Genomic DNA, 18,348 nt, shown 5'->3' with positions numbered 1-18,348 from the left:
TTAATTTCTCCGTCAGGTAAACGAGTAAATGCAACACCTAAGCACACATTTTTATGCTATTGGCTTGAGCTATAAAAAAGCTGATGCCGAAATAAGAGGTCATTTTAGTTTGGATGATTCCAGAAAAGAAGCACTTCTTTCTCATGCCAAGACCAATGGTATTGAAAGTCTTATTATTATTTCAACTTGCAATCGCACTGAGCTTTATGGATTTGCCGAACACCCTTACCAACTGATTCATTTATTGTGTGAACATACCAAAGGAACGGTAGAGGAGTTTCAGGAAGTGGCCTACATTTACAAAAACAGAGAGGCCATTGCCCATATGTTTAAAGTTGGATCGGGACTTGACAGTCAAATTCTAGGTGACTTTGAAATTATTAGTCAGATAAAAGCTAGTGCTCGAAGATCCAAATCTCATGGTCTTTTGAACTCTTATGGCGAGCGTCTTGTAAATTCAGTAATTCGTGCTAGCAAGCGTATTAAAACTGAGACTGAACTTTCTTCTGGAGCCACATCAGTTTCTTTTGCTTCTGTGCAGTATATCATGAATAAGGTTGAGAACATTTCTGAAAAGAACATACTGTTATTTGGTACTGGAAAAATCGGGCGGAATACTTGTGAGAACCTTGTAAAACACACTAAGAACTCTCATATTACTTTAATTAACCGTACCAAAGACAAAGCCTTAGAAGTAGCTGGTAAGTTTAACCTGATTGTTAAAGATTTTGACGAACTGGAAGAAGAAATATCTAAAACAGATATTCTTATTGTTGCCACAGGTGCTTTAAATCCAACGGTGCACAAGGCAATTTTGAACATAAGCCGCCCTTTGTTGATTTTGGACCTATCCATCCCAAAGAATGTTAACACCAACGTCACTGATCATGCAGATGTGAGTTTGGTACACATGGATGATTTAGCAAAAATCACGGACGATACTCTGGAAAAGCGAAAGGAGTTTATTCCTGCAGCAGAGCAAATTATTGCTGAAATTACTGATGAGTTTGTTGCATGGTTAGATACTTTAAAATTTGTCCCCACCATTCAGGCCATTAAGCACAAGCTGAACGACCTTAAAAATTCTGAGCTGAATACACTTCGTAAGAAGAATCCAGATTTTAATGAAGACCAGGCCGAATTAGTAACGTCCAATATTATTCAAAAAATCACCAACCAGTTTGCGCATCATCTTAAAGAAGATAGCAATACTGTTGACGAAAGTCTGGAATTGATCAAGAAGATTTTCCAGCTAGAAGAATCCCTATAACATGTCAAAAATTATTCGCATTGGCACCAGAGACAGCCAGTTGGCTATGTGGCAGGCCAAAACGGTACAATCTCAGCTTGAACATTTAGGCTATAAAACCCAATTGGTACCTGTAAAATCTACTGGAGATATTGTTCTCGATAAACCGCTTTATGAATTAGGCATCACTGGTATTTTTACAAAGACATTGGACATTGCCATGCTCAATGAAGATATTGATATTGCTGTTCATTCTTTAAAAGACGTTCCAACGGCCTTACCTAAAGGTATTGTTCAGGCTGCAGTCCTTAAGCGCGGAAACGTTAATGACACATTGGTGTTTAAAGACAATGAAGAATTTATGTCTGCCAAGAGTGCCGTTATTGCTACAGGTAGTTTAAGACGAAGAGCGCAGTGGTTAAATCGCTATCCCACACATTCAGTTGTAGGACTTAGAGGCAATGTTAATTCTCGCCTACAAAAATTGGAAGACAACAATTGGAATGGAGCCATCTTTGCAGCTGCAGGCATTGGGCGCTTAGGTCTTACACCTAAAAACAGTATTAAGCTGGATTGGATGATTCCTGCCCCAGCTCAAGGCGCGGTTATGATAGCAGCATTAGAAAAAGATCAAGACATCCTGGATATTTGCTCTGAAATTAATGATGCTGATACCGAATTGTGCACAAGCATAGAACGGGAATTCCTCCGTTTATTAGAAGGAGGCTGCACAGCTCCAATTGGTGCCTTAGCAAAAATCAAGAATGAGGAGGTTCACTTTAAAGGCATCTTATTAAGTAAAGACGGCAGTAAAAAGATTGAGGTGTCACGTGTTAAAGCATTAGGCAAGCACGATGATATAGCTGCATTTTGTTCTGAGTTTATAATTAATCGTGGAGGTAAAACTTTGATTGATCAAACAGAACGAAAGAATAAACAACCCAACATCTACTCTACCAAAAAGTTGACTCAGGACCAATTAGGTCTCTTTTGGAATGACGCCGTTGTTAAAAGTAATGATGCTATTCAAATAAAGCTGAATCGTCTACCAAAAACCATTATCGCTAACCCCCTTGAGCATGTCATCATCACGAGCAAAAACGCCGTTGAATCTTTGATGCAGAGTTTCGATCCAGATGAGCTAAACTTCAAAAATATTTATTGTGTTGGTAGACGTACCAGGCGCCTTGTAGAAGCTAAAATTGGTCCTGTAGTTCATACCGAGCCAAATGCCAAAGCTCTTGCTGATTATCTTATTTCAAATTTAAAAGGACAATCAGCTACATATTTCTGTAGTGATTTACGATTGGATACCTTGCCTGATCAACTTAAGAAAAACAGTGTTGAACTGTCCGAAATTGTGGCGTACGAAACCAAATATAATTCAGATGCACTTGAGGCACCTGTTAAAGGAATACTGTTTTACAGCCCTTCGACCGTAGATAGTTATTTGAAGCAAAATAAAGCTCACGGAGTTGCTTTTTGTATTGGTGAAACCACAGCAAAAACAGCGAGGCAACATTTTGAGAATGTGTTAGTCGCCAAAGTTCCAACTGTGGAGAGCGTTATAGAATTGGTAAATGATTACATGATAACAGCATGATTAAAAACGATTTATATCTAAGAGCTTTAAAAGGAGACACCGCTGAACGCCCACCAGTATGGATGATGCGTCAAGCCGGTCGATACTTACCAGAATTTATGGCCATTAAAGAAAAGTACGACTTCTTTACAAGATGTCGTACCCCAGAATTGGCAAGTGAGATCACCGTACAACCGATTAGAAGGTATGGAATGGATGCTGCCATATTATTTTCTGATATTCTGGTAATTCCTCAAGCCATGAACATCGAGGTAGAGATGAAACCTAACTTTGGTCCATATTTACCCAGTCCTATTAGATCCTCTGAAGATGTAAAAAACGTCATCATTCCAGATATTGATGATAGTTTAGGTTACGTTATGGATGCTATTAAAGCCACTAAAGAACTGCTTAATAATGACATCCCGTTAATAGGATTCGCTGGCTCACCATGGACCATCCTCTGTTATTGTGTTCAAGGTCAAGGCAGTAAAAACTTTGACAAGGCTAAGCAGTTTTGTTTTACCAATCCTGTAGCGGCCCACGAACTCCTACAAAAAATAACCGATACGACCATTGCCTATTTAAAAGCTAAAGTTGCTGCAGGGTGTAATGCGGTCCAGATTTTTGATTCTTGGGGAGGAATGTTGTCACCTGTAGATTATCAGGAATTCTCTTGGCAGTATATCAATCAGATCATAGAAGCCTTAAAAGATGAGGCCCCAGTGATAGCTTTTGGGAAAGGATGTTGGTTTGCCTTAGAAGATATGTCTAGATCCAATGCTGCTGCATTGGGAATTGACTGGACTTGTTCCCCAGAATTTGCACGTCAGTTAACCGGAGGTAAGATTACCTTACAGGGGAATTTTGATCCTTCCAGACTACTATCCCCGCCAAAAGTAATCAAGCAAATGGTTACTGAAATGATTGATGCCTTTGGAAAAGACAAATACATTGTAAATTTAGGTCACGGTATATTACCAAATATCCCATTAGATAACGCCAAGGCTTTTATTGACGCTGTAAAGGAATACAATGTTTAAAGGACTTCAAGAATACACAGAAAGTCTCACTCTTATATCAAAACTTGGATTGTGGAAATATTTTACAATCCCCATAATAATTAGTGTCTTCATTGCTACCACAATTGCAATTTCAGCCTATGGCCTATCAGATAATTTAGGTTCTTGGATTTCTGAGATTTGGGGGTGGGATTGGGGTAAATCTGCTTTTACTACCTTTTCTACAATCATGAGTGCCATCATTATTCTAGCCATTGGGCTTATAATTTTCAAGCACGTTGTCATGGCCCTGTCGGCACCTTTTATGAGTCCTGTGTCCGAAAAAATTGAATCGCACCTAACTGGTAGATCTAATAGCACCAGCAGACAAACCAATTTCATGTCGCAACTTTGGCGAGGTATTAGAATAAATGGACGCAACTTGATTTTAGAGCTCTTAATCACAATTCCTATTCTATTACTTAAACTAATACCTATAGTCAATATTTTTTCTACAGCACTATTGTTTCTAGTCCAAGCATATTACGCTGGCTTTGGAAATATGGACTACACCTTAGAACGGCATCTGACCTACCGTGATAGTATTAAATTTGTACGTAAAAACAGAGCTGTTGCGGTTGGAAATGGCATTGGCTTTCTTTTGCTACTATTAGTGCCTTTTGTCGGGGTTTTAATGGTTCTTCCCTTTTCGGTTACTGCTGCTTCAGTGTCTACAGTTCGATTACTGAATAATAAGCCCGTCGATGCAAGATAATCCAGACATAGAAATAGCCCTCCTTAAGGATACTGATGCTTGGAAAATTTGCAACTTCATTGTTTCAAATGAAGAGCGATTTAGAAAGTACTTGCCTGTGACTGTGGCACAGAATTTAGACCCCACTCTCTCTCGTATTTTTGTAGACGCCAAACTCAAAGGCATTCAAAAACAAGAGGAGTTTTTATATACAATTAAAACAAACCCTTCGAGATTACTGATAGGTCTGGTATATCTAAAGAATATTGATCTGGATAAAAAACAAGCCGAATTTGCCTATGCCATGGACTACCGTTATACAGGCAAGGGTATTATTAGCTTCACTATCAAAAGATTAATTAAGGATTTCCAAAAAGAAATCGGTATTAAAACGTTTCAGATTATAGTCAACGAGGAGAATAAAGGGAGTATAAGAGTTGCAGAAAAATGCCAGTTCAAATGGATAAAAACCCTCCCAAAGGTATTTGAACCCCCTGGTAAGCCTGCAATGGATATGGAATTATACGAACTAGAATTACCTTAAGAAACATGTTAAAAGATCAATTTTACAATTACATTCAAGATCTTCAAGATCGTATAACCAGCTCTCTAGAAACATTAGATGGAACTGCCAGGTTTAAAGAAGATATCTGGAAACGTGCAGAAGGGGGTGGTGGTCGCACACGTGTTATAGAAAATGGAGGTGTATTTGAAAAAGGAGGCGTTAATATATCGGCAGTTCATGGAGAATTACCTAAATCCATGCAACAGCATTTTGGAGTGTCTGAAGCTGATTTTTTTGCCTGTGGGTTAAGTTTGGTGCTGCATCCCAAGAACCCAATGGTACCAACGGTTCATGCGAATTGGCGCTATTTTGAAATGTACAATAAAGACGGGGAAATAGTTGACCAGTGGTTCGGTGGGGGACAAGATTTAACCCCGTATTACTTGTTTGACGAAGATGCGATCCACTTTCACAGTATCTGTAAAAATGCCTGTGACCTTCATGATAAAGACTTCTATTCTAAATATAAGTCGCGCTGCGATGCGTATTTCTGGAATGCACACCGAAATGAAGCCCGGGGTGTAGGCGGCTTGTTTTTTGATTATTGTAAAGCATCTGAACACATGTCCATGAATCAATGGTACGACTTTGTTACCGAAGTTGGCAATAGTTTCTTAGATGCCTACGTACCCATTGTGGAGCAGCGTAAAGATCTCGAGTATTCTAAAGAACAACGTGACTGGCAGGAAATTAGACGTGGAAGGTACGTGGAATTTAATTTGGTTCATGATAAGGGTACCTTGTTTGGCCTTAAAACAAACGGGCGTATTGAAAGTATTTTAATGAGTCTACCTCCTCATGCACAATGGGTGTATGACCATTACCCAAAGGCTGGCAGTGAGGAAGAAAGACTGATTGAAGTTCTAAAAAAACCAAAGAATTGGGTTTAAGGATTAAAATATCATTAATCCTTTTAGGCTTCAGCTTTTTTTTGAGTTTTGGACAAGTTGAAGTTAAAGGTGCTTCTGAAAACGATAGTTTGGTTCGTAAAATTTATTTCCCCAATAAAATTACACTAAGAGCCTATTTTATAAGCACCTCCAACACGTTCAATTTTTCAGATAAAAATCAAGGCATTGATTTTACACTTATTCCTAACAAACAGAATCAACTGGGTTTTTCCGCTGCGTTCAGATCGATTATTATTTCGTATTCATTTGCTCCAAAATTTCTCACTGAAAACAGGGACAACCAAAACTCAGAATTGCAAAATCTTAATTTGCGCACCTTTTTAGGGCAGTGGATGGTGAACTTCCAACTTTATAAAGAGAAAGGCTTTTTTATTGATGTTCCAGAACTAGATATAAATGAGTATTTCCCCAATTTTAAAACACGAAAAACAGGTGGAACGCTTTCTTATATTCTGAATAAGGATTTCTCATTTCGGGCTATTGTATCGCAGGATGAAAAACAGTTGGTGAGTGCGGGGAGTTTTATCCCTAATTTTTTCTTTTATTACACCGACTATGAGTTAAAAAGTGAAGGTATCAATGAGGATATTTATTCCTATGACATGGCTCTGGCACCAGCTTACTACTATAATTTTGTGCCTTCAAAAAACATTCTTCTTTCCGCTGGAGGCTCTGCAGGATTAGGACTTAACATTACTAAATCTGATGATGAATCTCTAAGTTCTTTATTAACTGAATTGAACTTTAGAGCCTCTGTTGTTTACGACAAAAACAATTTTTACCTAGGAGCCCATTACAGCTACTTAATATTAAACCATAATTTCGATCGTAGCACGTATGTTCAGGACGATATTCCGTATCTTCAGGTTTTTATTGGCTATCGTTTTAAAGCTCCAAGATTTATGGTAAAAACAGGCGATGACTTCAACAAAAAATTAGGTTTATAAATACATCTTATATGTTTCCGATTCGACGAAATAGACGATTACGATCCAATTCAGTTATTCGCGGTCTTGTTAGAGAGACCATTATTACAGCCAATGATTTTCTAGTCCCCTTATTCATTGTAGAAGGCTCTGGTGTAAAAGATGAAATCCCATCCATGCCTAACTACTACCGATACTCTTTGGACCTTTTAAAAACCGAAGTTCTGGATCTTTGGAATCTTGGCCTTCGTTCTGTATTACTCTTTGTGAAGGTGGACGATAATTTAAAAGATAACAAGGGAACTGAGGCTTTAAACCCTAATGGTCTAATGCAGCGCGCTGTTAAGTTAATTAAGGATACCTGTCCTGATATGTTGGTCATGACTGATGTTGCCCTGGACCCTTTTTCTTCTTTTGGTCATGATGGTATTGTTGAAAATGGTAAAATTATCAACGATGCAACAGTTGAGGTACTTGCAGAAATGAGTATTTCTCATGCTGAAGCTGGAGCGAATTTTGTAGCACCAAGCGATATGATGGACGGTAGAATCCTTGCCATAAGAGAGGTTTTGGACCAGTCCAATTTTGTTGACACTGGAATTATGAGTTATTCGGCCAAATACGCATCTGCCTATTATGGACCATTTAGAGATGCCTTAGATTCCGCCCCTGTTAACGTAACAGATGTTCCAAAAGACAAGAAGACCTACCAAATGGATTTTGCCAATAGAGATGAGGCCTTAAGAGAAACTGAAATGGATATTGATGAAGGAGCAGATATAGTAATGGTAAAACCGGGCTTGTGTTATCTTGACATCGTTTCATCAATTAAACAAAGTTTTGACGTTCCAGTTAGCGTTTATCAGGTGTCTGGCGAGTATGCTATGCTAAAGGCTGCAGCTGAAAAAGGCTGGTTAGAACACGATGCTGTTATGATGGAACAGTTAATTGCTATTAAAAGAGCTGGGGCGGATATCATCGCTTCTTACTTCGCTAAAGATGCAGTTCGATTATTACATTCTTAATAGAATTCGTTAAATTTTTAAGAGTCCTCTGTAAGGAAACCATTGTTTTTAGACTATTCCTAAAAGCAAAAAGCAATGATGATCAAATTTTCAAGGGTTCTTTTCCTATTACTTATCGTCACTTCCTGCATCGGGGAAGACGTGATTGACGACTTTATAGAAGCTGAGCTTCGTATCCTAAATCCAGTAGAAGAAGTTAGTCTATCAGAAGACTACCAATTTAATGTTACTTATTTCAATAATGTTGGGGAGCCTGATAATACTGTAAACGTTAGTTGGTCATCATCTGACCTAAGTATTGCAACCATTTCATCTTCTGGTTTGCTGACGCCGCTCGCGGTTGGTCAAGTTTCTATCACTGCAGCGGTAAGCACACAAAATGATAATATTCAAGAGACGTTTAATATTAATATAGTAGAAGGTGAGACCACTTCAATGCCAGTAACAGAACAGAAATCGGGTACTATTAGAACTACAAGCAGCTACCTTCTTGAAGGTTCGTTTACACTAATTGAAACTCAAAGTGGAGAAGATCTGATTCTTGAAATCGATGATGATTATCGGGCATCAACAGCGCTTCCTGGGCTTTATTTATACTTGTCTAATAATCCAAATTCCATTGGAAGTGCCTATGAAGTTGGCGCTGTAGAAACCTTTAATGGTTCGCACAATTACAGTATTCCAAATACCGGAATAAATGATTATAGTTATTTGCTTTACTGGTGCAAACCTTTTAATGTGAAGGTTGGTGACGGTGAAATATTAGACGACTAAATCCAATTCAATTTATTACTATGAGAAAGCAACATACATTCGTATACATAGCATTCCTATGCCTTAGTCTTAACTCTAGCTATGGGCAATGGACCAAGCCTAAGGGTAAAGGCTATTATAAACTATCCGCCTGGTATTTAAAAACCGATCAACATTTTACAGATACTGGAAATATTGATCCTAATGCCACTCGTACCTATTTTAATACCAATTTTTTTGGGGAATATGGTATCACCGACAAGCTCAATGTCATGGCTTATGTCCCATTCTTTGCCCGTACTGCACAAAACGCTATCGTTTCTGGAACAACAGGAGAAGTTATTAGACCTGGTGAGGCAGTGAATTCAATTGGGGATATTGATGTTGGCTTCATCTACAGACTCTGGAGACAGAAAAGTTGGTCACTGTCAGCTACCTTGAAACTTGGGCTTCCAACTGGTGAAGATGCTGGCGGTTCTGATGGAAGTTTCCAGACAGGTGATGGCGAATTCAATCAATTATTGCAACTAAATATTGGTACGTCATTTAAAATTGGAAACCTCAACTCCTACGGTAAAGCGTATGCCGGATTTAACAATAGAACCAATGGTTTTTCAGATGAATTTAAAACAGGGGCAGAAATTGGATCCAATATTATAAAGCAAAAATTATGGCTGATTGTTAAAACAGATCTGAACTCTTCCTTAAGAAATGGTACAAGATCCGCTGAAAACGCTCAAGGGAATATCTTTGCTAATAATGTAGAATACCTCAACTTAGGCGGTGAGCTAGCCTATTACATTTCTAATAAGGTTGGGATTTCTTTTAACTATACGTCAGCCTTATTTGGTAGAATCATAGCAGCGAATCCATCAATTACAGGAGGGGTGTTCTTAGTGGTGCGATAACACAAGATTATTTGCCCATTTTTTTAACTTAGCTGAAACATATTCCGAGTTAATGGGCTTATTAATCTTTTATGCAGTTATTTCAATTTTCTTTTCCTTCTTATGTTCCATTCTCGAAGCGGTTCTTCTGAGTGTTACACCAACCTTTATCAACTTAAAAAAGAGTGAGGGAAAGGCTTATGCCGCAGATCTTGAAGTCTTAAAAAATGATGTAGACCGTCCCTTAATTGCCATTCTCACTCTTAACACCATAGCCCATACGGTTGGTGCTATTCTTGTGGGAGTTCAGGCAAAAGTAGCCTATGCAGAGTTATATGGGGCAACCCCAAGGAATTTGTTTGGAATAAAATTTACCGAAGATGTCATGGTGGGTTTGGTTTCAACGGTTATGACCATTTTAATACTGGTGGCTTCAGAAATAATTCCTAAAACCATAGGAGCCACTTACTGGAAACAGCTAGCTAATTTTACTACTAAGGCACTGAAGATTCTTATCTTTCCATTACGAATAACCGGTGTTTTATGGTTACTGCAGCTGACCACTAAATTAATTGGTGGCAAAGGTCATGGGTCCGTTTTATCGCGAGAGAGTTTTGTAGCCATGGCGGAAATAGCTCAGGAAGAAGGAGTGGTTGAGGCCAGTGAAAGTAAAGTGATCAAGAACTTGTTAACCTTTAAAGAGGTGGAGGCTAAGGACGTTATGACTCCTAGAACCGTAATGAAGACGGAAAACGAAACCATGGATATCGAATCCTTTTTTAAGGCCAATTCTAACATTCGTTTTTCCAGAATTCCTATATATAACGAGGATCCTGACAATATTACGGGACTGGTTCTTAAAGATGATGTTTTTAAAGAAATGGCCTTTGGCAACGGAAAGAAGCTATTGGCTGACGTCAAGAGACCCATTATTATAGTTAATCGCAGTTTATCTATTCCTGTTTTATTTGAAAAACTCGTGGAAAGTCGCAATCATATGGCATTAGTTGTTGACGAATACGGCTCGGTTAGTGGTTTGGTAACCATGGAAGACGTTATTGAAACACTCCTTGGCATGGAAATAATGGACGAGAGTGATAATGTTTCTGACCTTCAGGTTCTGGCGCGCAAAAGCTGGGAAGAACGTGCTAAACGCCTTGGAATATTAGATCAAGATTCAACTGAATAACATGGATTATTGGGCTATTGAAACCCCTATAGGTTGGGCAGAGCTCCATGGGGATACCAATGGACTTAGTGTCATTAAAATAGTGGATGAGCAACCTGAGGTCTCAGGTTCAATACCCGAGGCCTTGATTGAAGTAAGCATTCAGTTAAAAGATTATTTTAATAACAATAGAACCAGCTTCGATCTTTCCATCAATCCTGATGGCACCTCATTTGAGAAGCGTGTTTGGCAAGAGCTCTCTAAAATTCCTTTTGGTAAAACACTGTCCTATTTAGAGCTATCAAAAAAATTAGGGAATTCAAAAGCCATCAGAGCGGTAGCAAGGGCTAATGGGAAAAATCCCTTGTGGGTTGTGATTCCTTGTCATAGAGTCATTGGAAGTGATGGCAGTCTTACAGGATATGCTGGAGGATTACACAGAAAGGAATGGTTACTAAGACATGAAGGAGCAATAAAGCAACAATCCTTATTTTAGTAGAACTAATTTTCAGTAAACCCATCAATACAGATTATGAAAGTACTTAAGTCAATTGTTAAATGGTTAATTGGAATTATCGCAGTTGTGGTAATTCTGGCTTATATGTTTGATTATGATTACATTTTAAAAGGGGTTAGAGTGGTCTACTTTACAGGACACTCTTCTGCCTTTATTGATGACTATCCCTATTTTGAAAATGACACAATATATAAAGGAACAGAAACTGATGTTTGGCCTTTAGATCCCGATTATAATAAGGCTACTCTTACTAACAGGCTAATAGATACGAATAGTGAATTTGGAACAGTAGCCTACATGATTATTAAAAACGATAGTATTTATTATGAGTGGTACGCCGAAGGGTATAGCAAAGGATCAAAGACCAATTCCTTTTCGATGGCCAAGAGTATTACCTCCTCCTTAATGGCTAAAGCTGTTATGGATGGCTATATTAAGGGGTTGGACCAGCCCATCAGTGATTTTATTCCACAATACGAAGGTGCTAAAACCACCGTTGGTGATCTAGCGTCTATGGCTTCTGGTCTGGACTGGGTAGAACATTATACCAGTCCTTTTTCAATTACCGCAAGGGCCAATTATGATGACGACCTTGCTGAAGTCATCTTAAATCAGGAAGTAGTTAATGAGCCTGGTCAAGAATTTGAATACTTAAGCGGCAGCACCCAACTCTTGGGAATGGTTATCCAGGAAGCCACTGGTAAATCGCTAGCCAGCTACCTATCTGAAAGTTTCTGGCAACCCATGGGAGCCTCACAGAATGCTCTCTGGCAATTGGATGATAAAGAGAATCGTCTGGCCAAGGCCTTTTGTTGTATTTCAAGCAATGCCAGGGATTTTGCCAGGTTTGGCAAACTGTATAAAGATAATGGTGTCTGGGATGGGAAGCGAATACTTGATTCAAGTTATGTAGCCAAGGCCACAACCTCAAGATTTGAAGGTGAGCCCTACGGTTATGGCTTTTGGATTAGTGACTATATGGACAAGCACATTTTTGCCATGCGTGGTATTTTGGGGCAGTATGTTATTACGATTCCCGAGGACAACCTCATCGTTGTAAGGTTGGGGCACCATCGCAGTACAAATGTTGTTAATTCCTTTCCTGAAGACTTTTATATCTACATCGATGAGGCCTATAAAATGATAGAATAATGCTGAAAAACCTCAAACTTGAAAACATTCTTTTTCTGGATATCGAAACTGTTCCAGAAGCCGAATTTTTTTCTGAATTGGATGAGGTTACACAAGAACTGTGGGAGACAAAATCACGGTTTCAGCGCAAAGAAGCGTTTACGGCTGAAGAGTTTTACGATCGTGCCGGCATATGGGCAGAATTTGGCAAGATCATTTGTATTTCTGTGGGCTATTTTCATTTTTCTGGGGATATTAGATCCTTTCGTGTTACATCCTTCTATGGTGATGAAGTGAAGCTTCTAAAAGAATTTAAAAATCTAGTGATTTCCCATTTTAGTCAGGCAAGACACCTGTTATGCGCTCATAACGGGAAAGAATTCGATTTCCCCTATATCGCCAGACGTATGATTATCCACGGGATAGAATTACCCTATAAGCTTAATTTATTTGGGAAAAAACCATGGGAAGTACCTCATTTAGACACTTTGGAACTTTGGAAGTTTGGTGATTATAAAAACTACACCTCATTAAAACTTCTGACCAATGTTCTAGGAATTCCGTCTCCAAAAGAAGATATCGACGGAAGTGAAGTCTACGGAACTTTCTACAAAGAAAAAGACTTGGATCGTATCATTAAATATTGCGAGCGTGATACTGTCGCTGTAGCCCAGATTATACTTAAGTTTAAAGGTGATGTGCTTTTGAATGAGGATGAGATAAAAATCCAATAAAAAAAAGCTCAGATTAATTAATCTGAGCTTTTTTTTGCAGATTATTTATTGTTTTAATTAACGATTATCTTCTTGAATTCTTTCATCCCGTTTGAGGACTCAATAGACATTATATAGACACCAGAACTGAGTTGTGATATATCCATATTCTTTTCAAAGATTGAATTAGTCAACTTATTCCACTTCTGGATAATCATGGCCTTTCCACTTAAATCAAAAATACTGATAGAAACATCTACCGGTTCTTCTTCTATATCGATACCTAAACTTACAGTAATATCGGTTTTTGCAGGTTGTGGATAGATACTTAAATCACCTTCAAATGCAAAATCATCTCCTTCCTCAAGCGTTCCCGTTTCAATTATTGGACCCTTAACATTGGTCGAGCTATTAGCATCAGCCGTTATAACCACAGCATCAATATAAATCTGATCACCATTACCAGATGCGTCACACTGGAACCTAAATTGAGCATTTGACGGGAAATTGTATGTGTTACTATCAAGAGTCACTGTGGCCGTATAAAAGGTGTTGTTATTTATATTGACACCTCTTGCATAAGTAGCGACAGTTGTCCAGGACGATCCATCATAATACCTTAACCAGAAGTCCTCATTATTCTCCATACTATACACGTAAAACTCAAATTTCACATCAACAGTTGAATATGAGCTTAAGTCAAACACTTCTGAAGTCATAGAAGATCTTACACCTGAATTGTCTCGAATTCTAATGGAAAAATTCCCTTCAGCAGAGCGTGACCCCGAATATCTTGCGCAATCTCCACCGCCATCGGCCCAATTGTCCCATCCAGTTTCAAAGTAACCCTCGTGCAATACTACTGGGCCTGACGAAGCATCCTCAACATTTACCACACGGCTTACCGTAGTGGCTGCATTACCAGCAGCGTCGCTGACATCATAGTTCAGTATATAGGTACCCGCAGTAGACGTGTCTACTGACCCTGTTACCACGATACTAGAGGTTAAATCACCATCAATATTATCTATTGCTGTAGCACCAGCATCTGTATACGCGTCACCTACCTGAATAGTTACTGGAGATACTCCACTTAGGGTTATGACTGGCGGTACAGTATCCGCCAATACCTCAACAGTTCTTACAACTTGATTCGCTGCATTACCACTACTATCACTTACGTTATAGCTAATGTTATAGGTGCCTGCAACATTTTCATTTACAGATCCACTAATTTGAATACTTGAGGATAGATCACCATCGAAATTATCTGTAGCAGTAGCCCCTAATTCTATATACGCTTCACCTAAATTCAGTGTTATGCTCGCTGGGCCGTTTAAACTTATCACAGGTTTAGTTGTATCTGGCAATACATTAACAGTCCGTGATGTTTGTGCTTGATTTCCTGCTGCATCGGAGACCGAATAGGTTAAATCATAAGAACCAACTGCACTCGTATTAACGGTTCCTGTAATCTGTATGGCCCCCGATAAGTCCCCATCAATATTATCTGTGGCTGTAGCACCGAATTCTGTATAAGATTCTCCTAGTTCTAAATCTATGGTGCTAGGACCGTTTAACGTAATTACTGGAGCTTCCGTGTCTGGACCTGATCCTTCAATAATAACTGTATAGTCTTCTACTTCACCATACGTAAATTGCTGACATGCCGATGGGATCGCATTATAACTCATACTTACCCTCATAGTTGTAGCGACTTCACTGGCTGATTCAGGAACTATAAAACTTCCTGAAACAGGGGTGGCTTGAGTAGGAGATTGCGAAAATACCTGTTCATTGGCATCCGTAAAATCACCATCTTTATTAAAATCAATCCAAACAGAATAGCCTTCATTATACAAAGTTCCTGTCCAAGTAGGGGTAATAGATATGGTATATTGAGTTCCCTTAGTCAACACCGTAGAAACAGAGGTGAAATCTGAATAAAATTGGGCGCCGGAGTTGTTATTTATGGTGTTTAACTGCACATTACTAATATATTCATCATTCACATTTGAACTCTGTGATGTACAATACACGATTGGAGTGTCTTCCGTAGTTATAGTTACCTCATTACTGGACTCAGAAGTATTGTCCTCTGCATCTAAAGCCACTACATAAAAAGTGTATTGGGTATTGGCATTAAGCCCTGTAACAGAAGTGCTTGTATTTGAAGTAGTCTCAATTTCCACAGAATTATTAAAGACTTTGTAGCTAACCACCCCAACATTATCAGTGGAAGCAGTCCAATTTAAATCAACCGAAGTATCTGTGATATTTGAAGCTGCCAGGCTCGTAGGTGCAGTAGGAGCGGTGGTATCAGGCGCATCGGTTGTAATCGTTTCAACGTTACTTGGTGTGGATTCATTTCCAGAAGCATCTCTAGCCACAATAGTATAGTCATAGGACGTATTTGGGCTTAGGCCAGTCACGTTGTAGGTATTGATTTGTCCATTAACAACAGCTATCTCAGTGCCATCTTGACGAACACCATATTCTGCCACGGCTACGTTATCTGTTGACGGAGACCAATCTAAAGTAGCTGTGGATTGTGTAATCTCTGAAGCTACTAAGCTAGTTGGTGCCGTAGGTGCCTCCGTATCTGGTACAGTTGTATCTGTAAATTTACCAGTAAACACACCCCTCCCATAGGTAGATGCAATAACCTTATTGTCGCTGTCGTCTCCACTAACATCCCAATAATCAAAGGCAGTAACACTAACATCAGACATTCCGTTATAAGCCTGGGCCCAACTTGGCTCACTATCATTAAAGTTTGAAGTAGACCAAACGCCTAATTGTGTTGCTAAAATGGCCTCATTGTTATTCAATGGATTTAATAAGAAATCCCTAACAGGGATATCGGGAAGGTTACCTTCCTTATTATTCCAAGTAGAACCACCGTTGGAGGAAGACCAAACGCTAGTTACACCATAATTGTGAATTGTCACAATAATATCGTTAGCTGTAGCTCCAAATCGGACAGATGAAACCGACCCCAAGAATGGAGTATTAATGGTTGTCCATGTTGCTGAATTGTTAGAAACATTAGTCAATCTAAGTAATCCACCAGTTGCTGTTCCGACATACCAAGTATTTTGTTGAAATGGCGAAGCCCTAAATGCTGTGGGCTTGGATGAAAGGGCATTATTACTTAAAGTTCCACTGCTATTAGAGGCCACATTTATACTTCTAATGGATATCGAGGATCCCGAACTATTGTTGGATAATAATCGGTTGGCATCACTATCATATCCCATTTGATTAACAAAATCCCCCGTACTCTGACTACTAGATAAGGTAGTTGCACCGCCATCTATGCGTCCCTGACCATTCCAAGGAAGGTTAAACCTATAAATAACATTATAAACATAGGTGGCAATCATGTAATCACCATCCTTATCAACGAAGGTATAGAAGCCGTCACCATCACTTAACTCCTCTGAGCTATTAATTCCAGGTGACGTATTACCATCTCTAAACGCTTGAGTCCCATTATCCTGAGCACCAGCAGAGAAAATACCGTTGGTATCTCCATTTCCATCTGGTCCTATGCCAGCTTTTACAAACTGTGTAACATTATAACCGTTATTACGTGCTCCAATCACACCTCCTGCGTTTCCAGAATAATAGATACCCCCATCGTTTCCTATGACCATTCGAGAAGACGAATTGTTGCCAAATGCAATAGCATGCTGGTCTGCATGAACGTATTGATAACCAAATCCTCCGTACCAATGAGACAGTTGACTCCATGAAGAACCACTATTTGTGGATTTAAACAAGTCGATACCTCCAACATAGACAATGTCATCATTAAAAGGATCAGCCTCTATGACTAAATCGTAAAAAGCCTGTCCTCTACAGAAATCGTTGGCCGCAATATTAGGGTCTGCATCATTAGGAAGACTTGTTGATGAGATACTTCCAAAAGCATTGTTAGTTACATAAATATGTAAAGGGCTGCTGACTCCTTGAGTAAGGGCATACAATTTATTTGGATCAGAAGCAGAAGCTTCCAGTTCTACTCTATTGGAATCTGTTAAGGGTGAGGCCGCTGCTTCGGTCCAATTAGATCCATTATTAGTGCTATAAACCTTACCGCCAGCCCCACCAATTCCTGGTGTGGAAATGGATCCCATCCAAAGCGTGTTGTTAGCCGAAATTTCAAAATCGTTAGGAATAATATAGTAAGTGCTTCCACTGAAACTATACTGCATGTTACTAGTTTCTATTCTGCTCCAACTAGAACCCCCATTTGTGGAACGGTAAAGCCCTGCGGTCTGAAGTCCTAGCCAATTTGTAGGGCTAGAAGAATCTCCATATACATGAGCACCAACCCCAACGAATATTTCTGTGGTCCCATTATTATCCCAAGCAATGATATCGTTTACATAGAAAATTCCATCCAAAAACAAGTTGGCACTATTGAAATTGATGTCACCTGAGGCAGCAGATGGAATATTTACTGAAGTCCAGCTATTTCCCCCATCGGTTGATTTATAAACCCCATTACCTACAACATCACCAGCAGTGTACTGCTCTCCTGTCCCTAAATACCAAATGTTAGAATTATTTGGATCTACTGTTAAAGAAGTAACTGCTAGGTTCCCTGGTACATTTTGAACTCGGGTCCATGAAGAATTTGAATTACTAATATTGCTATTCTTCCATAATCCCCCACTGACACCACCAGCAAACACTGTATTATTGCTAGGGTCATTGGGGTCAAAGAACACTACTCTTGATCGACCTCCTACATTATTCGGTCCGCGTTCTTCCCAAGCATTTGTCAATTCACCAGGATTGCGTTGGTTAGTCCGTTCTAAAGCTAGTTGTTCGCGTAATAAAGTAATATTTCCATCGTTTAATCTTCCTGTTGCAGGATCCATTGTAAGCTCCCACATCTGTTCAAAATATTTATCTGGTGGTAAGCCCTGCAATTTACGCTCGCTTTTATCCCATTGCAGACTTTCTTTAAATGGACTGTTATCAAGATGAGATTGGTGAAGACTCCGTTGTTCTTCCAGACTAAGACCCTTGTTGGAATCCGCCTTGTTAATGTGTAATTTTGAGAAAACTAGGTATACGGAAATAGCGCATAGCATCGCTATACCGCGGATAAGATTTCTTTTCATGAGGTTGGTATTTAAAGTTAATGTTTAC

General features: G+C 39.1%; 15 protein-coding genes. 14 read left to right on the top strand and 1 reads right to left on the bottom strand.

Annotated features, from left to right (window positions below):
* The first annotated feature begins 28 nt into the window (after positions 1-28).
* The 14 genes from hemA to DN064_RS01470 all read left to right on the top strand — a co-directional run bounded on the left by hemA (position 29) and on the right by DN064_RS01470 (position 13,203).
* Positions 29-1,270, top strand: coding sequence for a glutamyl-tRNA reductase (gene hemA / locus DN064_RS01535; protein ID WP_115460846.1), 1,242 nt, complete (start codon positions 29-31; stop codon positions 1,268-1,270).
* Between the two features lies 1 nt (position 1,271).
* Positions 1,272-2,852, top strand: a complete 1,581-nt coding sequence (gene hemC, locus DN064_RS01530) for a hydroxymethylbilane synthase (RefSeq protein ID WP_115460845.1) — start codon at positions 1,272-1,274, stop codon at positions 2,850-2,852.
* On the top strand, positions 2,849-3,874 hold the full coding sequence (gene hemE / locus DN064_RS01525; protein WP_115460844.1) for a uroporphyrinogen decarboxylase: 1,026 nt from the start codon (positions 2,849-2,851) through the stop codon (positions 3,872-3,874). The genes hemC and hemE overlap by 4 nt, the downstream gene beginning before the upstream one ends.
* Positions 3,867-4,607 (top strand): EI24 domain-containing protein, encoded by a 741-nt coding sequence (locus DN064_RS01520; RefSeq protein ID WP_115460843.1) that lies wholly within the window; start codon positions 3,867-3,869, stop codon positions 4,605-4,607. Before hemE ends, DN064_RS01520 begins: the two co-directional genes overlap by 8 nt.
* On the top strand, positions 4,597-5,130 hold the full coding sequence (locus DN064_RS01515; protein ID WP_115460842.1) for a GNAT family N-acetyltransferase: 534 nt from the start codon (positions 4,597-4,599) through the stop codon (positions 5,128-5,130). Before DN064_RS01520 ends, DN064_RS01515 begins: the two co-directional genes overlap by 11 nt.
* A gap of 5 nt (positions 5,131-5,135) precedes the next feature.
* Entirely contained in the window at positions 5,136-6,041 is a 906-nt protein-coding gene (hemF, locus tag DN064_RS01510; protein WP_115460841.1) for an oxygen-dependent coproporphyrinogen oxidase, read from the top strand.
* A gap of 41 nt (positions 6,042-6,082) precedes the next feature.
* Complete coding sequence (locus tag DN064_RS01505; protein WP_157962195.1) at positions 6,083-7,009, top strand: DUF4421 family protein; 927 nt, start codon at positions 6,083-6,085, stop codon at positions 7,007-7,009.
* Positions 7,010-7,020: 11 nt separating this feature from the next.
* Positions 7,021-8,013: a porphobilinogen synthase gene (hemB, locus tag DN064_RS01500; RefSeq protein ID WP_115460839.1), complete on the top strand. Its 993-nt coding sequence runs from the start codon at positions 7,021-7,023 to the stop codon at positions 8,011-8,013.
* 75 nt (positions 8,014-8,088) lie between these two features.
* Positions 8,089-8,787 (top strand): Ig-like domain-containing protein, encoded by a 699-nt coding sequence (locus DN064_RS01495; protein ID WP_115460838.1) that lies wholly within the window; start codon positions 8,089-8,091, stop codon positions 8,785-8,787.
* Between the two features lie 20 nt (positions 8,788-8,807).
* A complete protein-coding gene (locus DN064_RS01490) occupies positions 8,808-9,674 on the top strand; it encodes a hypothetical protein (RefSeq protein WP_115460837.1) in 867 nt (288 codons plus the stop codon).
* Positions 9,675-9,726: 52 nt separating this feature from the next.
* A complete protein-coding gene (locus DN064_RS01485; RefSeq protein WP_115460836.1) occupies positions 9,727-10,842 on the top strand; it encodes a CNNM domain-containing protein in 1,116 nt (371 codons plus the stop codon).
* A 1-nt stretch (position 10,843) separates the two neighbouring features.
* Entirely contained in the window at positions 10,844-11,317 is a 474-nt protein-coding gene (locus tag DN064_RS01480) for a methylated-DNA--[protein]-cysteine S-methyltransferase (RefSeq protein ID WP_115460835.1), read from the top strand.
* A 36-nt stretch (positions 11,318-11,353) separates the two neighbouring features.
* A complete protein-coding gene (locus DN064_RS01475) occupies positions 11,354-12,490 on the top strand; it encodes a serine hydrolase domain-containing protein (protein WP_115460834.1) in 1,137 nt (378 codons plus the stop codon).
* On the top strand, positions 12,490-13,203 hold the full coding sequence (locus tag DN064_RS01470; RefSeq protein WP_115460833.1) for a 3'-5' exonuclease: 714 nt from the start codon (positions 12,490-12,492) through the stop codon (positions 13,201-13,203). The genes DN064_RS01475 and DN064_RS01470 overlap by 1 nt, the downstream gene beginning before the upstream one ends.
* Positions 13,204-13,256: 53 nt before the next feature.
* On the opposite strand, the gene DN064_RS01465 is transcribed toward DN064_RS01470, so the two are convergent.
* Positions 13,257-18,320 (bottom strand): immunoglobulin-like domain-containing protein, encoded by a 5,064-nt coding sequence (locus tag DN064_RS01465; RefSeq protein ID WP_115460832.1) that lies wholly within the window; start codon positions 18,318-18,320, stop codon positions 13,257-13,259.
* Positions 18,321-18,348: the final 28 nt, after the last annotated feature.

The sequence above is a fragment of the Winogradskyella aurantiaca genome, assembly GCF_003362725.1.
Lineage (GTDB): Bacteria > Bacteroidota > Bacteroidia > Flavobacteriales > Flavobacteriaceae > Winogradskyella_A > Winogradskyella_A aurantiaca.
This window is presented reverse-complemented; position numbering and strand designations above follow the sequence as displayed.

Coding starts and splice junctions, on each gene's coding strand:
- hemA (WP_115460846.1), top strand. CDS start 29: ATGCAACACCTAAGCACACATTTTTATGCTATTGGCTTGAGCTATAAA.
- hemC (WP_115460845.1), top strand. CDS start 1,272: ATGTCAAAAATTATTCGCATTGGCACCAGAGACAGCCAGTTGGCTATG.
- hemE (WP_115460844.1), top strand. CDS start 2,849: ATGATTAAAAACGATTTATATCTAAGAGCTTTAAAAGGAGACACCGCT.
- DN064_RS01520 (WP_115460843.1), top strand. CDS start 3,867: ATGTTTAAAGGACTTCAAGAATACACAGAAAGTCTCACTCTTATATCA.
- DN064_RS01515 (WP_115460842.1), top strand. CDS start 4,597: ATGCAAGATAATCCAGACATAGAAATAGCCCTCCTTAAGGATACTGAT.
- hemF (WP_115460841.1), top strand. CDS start 5,136: ATGTTAAAAGATCAATTTTACAATTACATTCAAGATCTTCAAGATCGT.
- hemB (WP_115460839.1), top strand. CDS start 7,021: ATGTTTCCGATTCGACGAAATAGACGATTACGATCCAATTCAGTTATT.
- DN064_RS01495 (WP_115460838.1), top strand. CDS start 8,089: ATGATGATCAAATTTTCAAGGGTTCTTTTCCTATTACTTATCGTCACT.
- DN064_RS01490 (WP_115460837.1), top strand. CDS start 8,808: ATGAGAAAGCAACATACATTCGTATACATAGCATTCCTATGCCTTAGT.
- DN064_RS01485 (WP_115460836.1), top strand. CDS start 9,727: ATGGGCTTATTAATCTTTTATGCAGTTATTTCAATTTTCTTTTCCTTC.
- DN064_RS01480 (WP_115460835.1), top strand. CDS start 10,844: ATGGATTATTGGGCTATTGAAACCCCTATAGGTTGGGCAGAGCTCCAT.
- DN064_RS01475 (WP_115460834.1), top strand. CDS start 11,354: ATGAAAGTACTTAAGTCAATTGTTAAATGGTTAATTGGAATTATCGCA.
- DN064_RS01470 (WP_115460833.1), top strand. CDS start 12,490: ATGCTGAAAAACCTCAAACTTGAAAACATTCTTTTTCTGGATATCGAA.
- DN064_RS01465 (WP_115460832.1), bottom strand. CDS start 18,320: ATGAAAAGAAATCTTATCCGCGGTATAGCGATGCTATGCGCTATTTCC.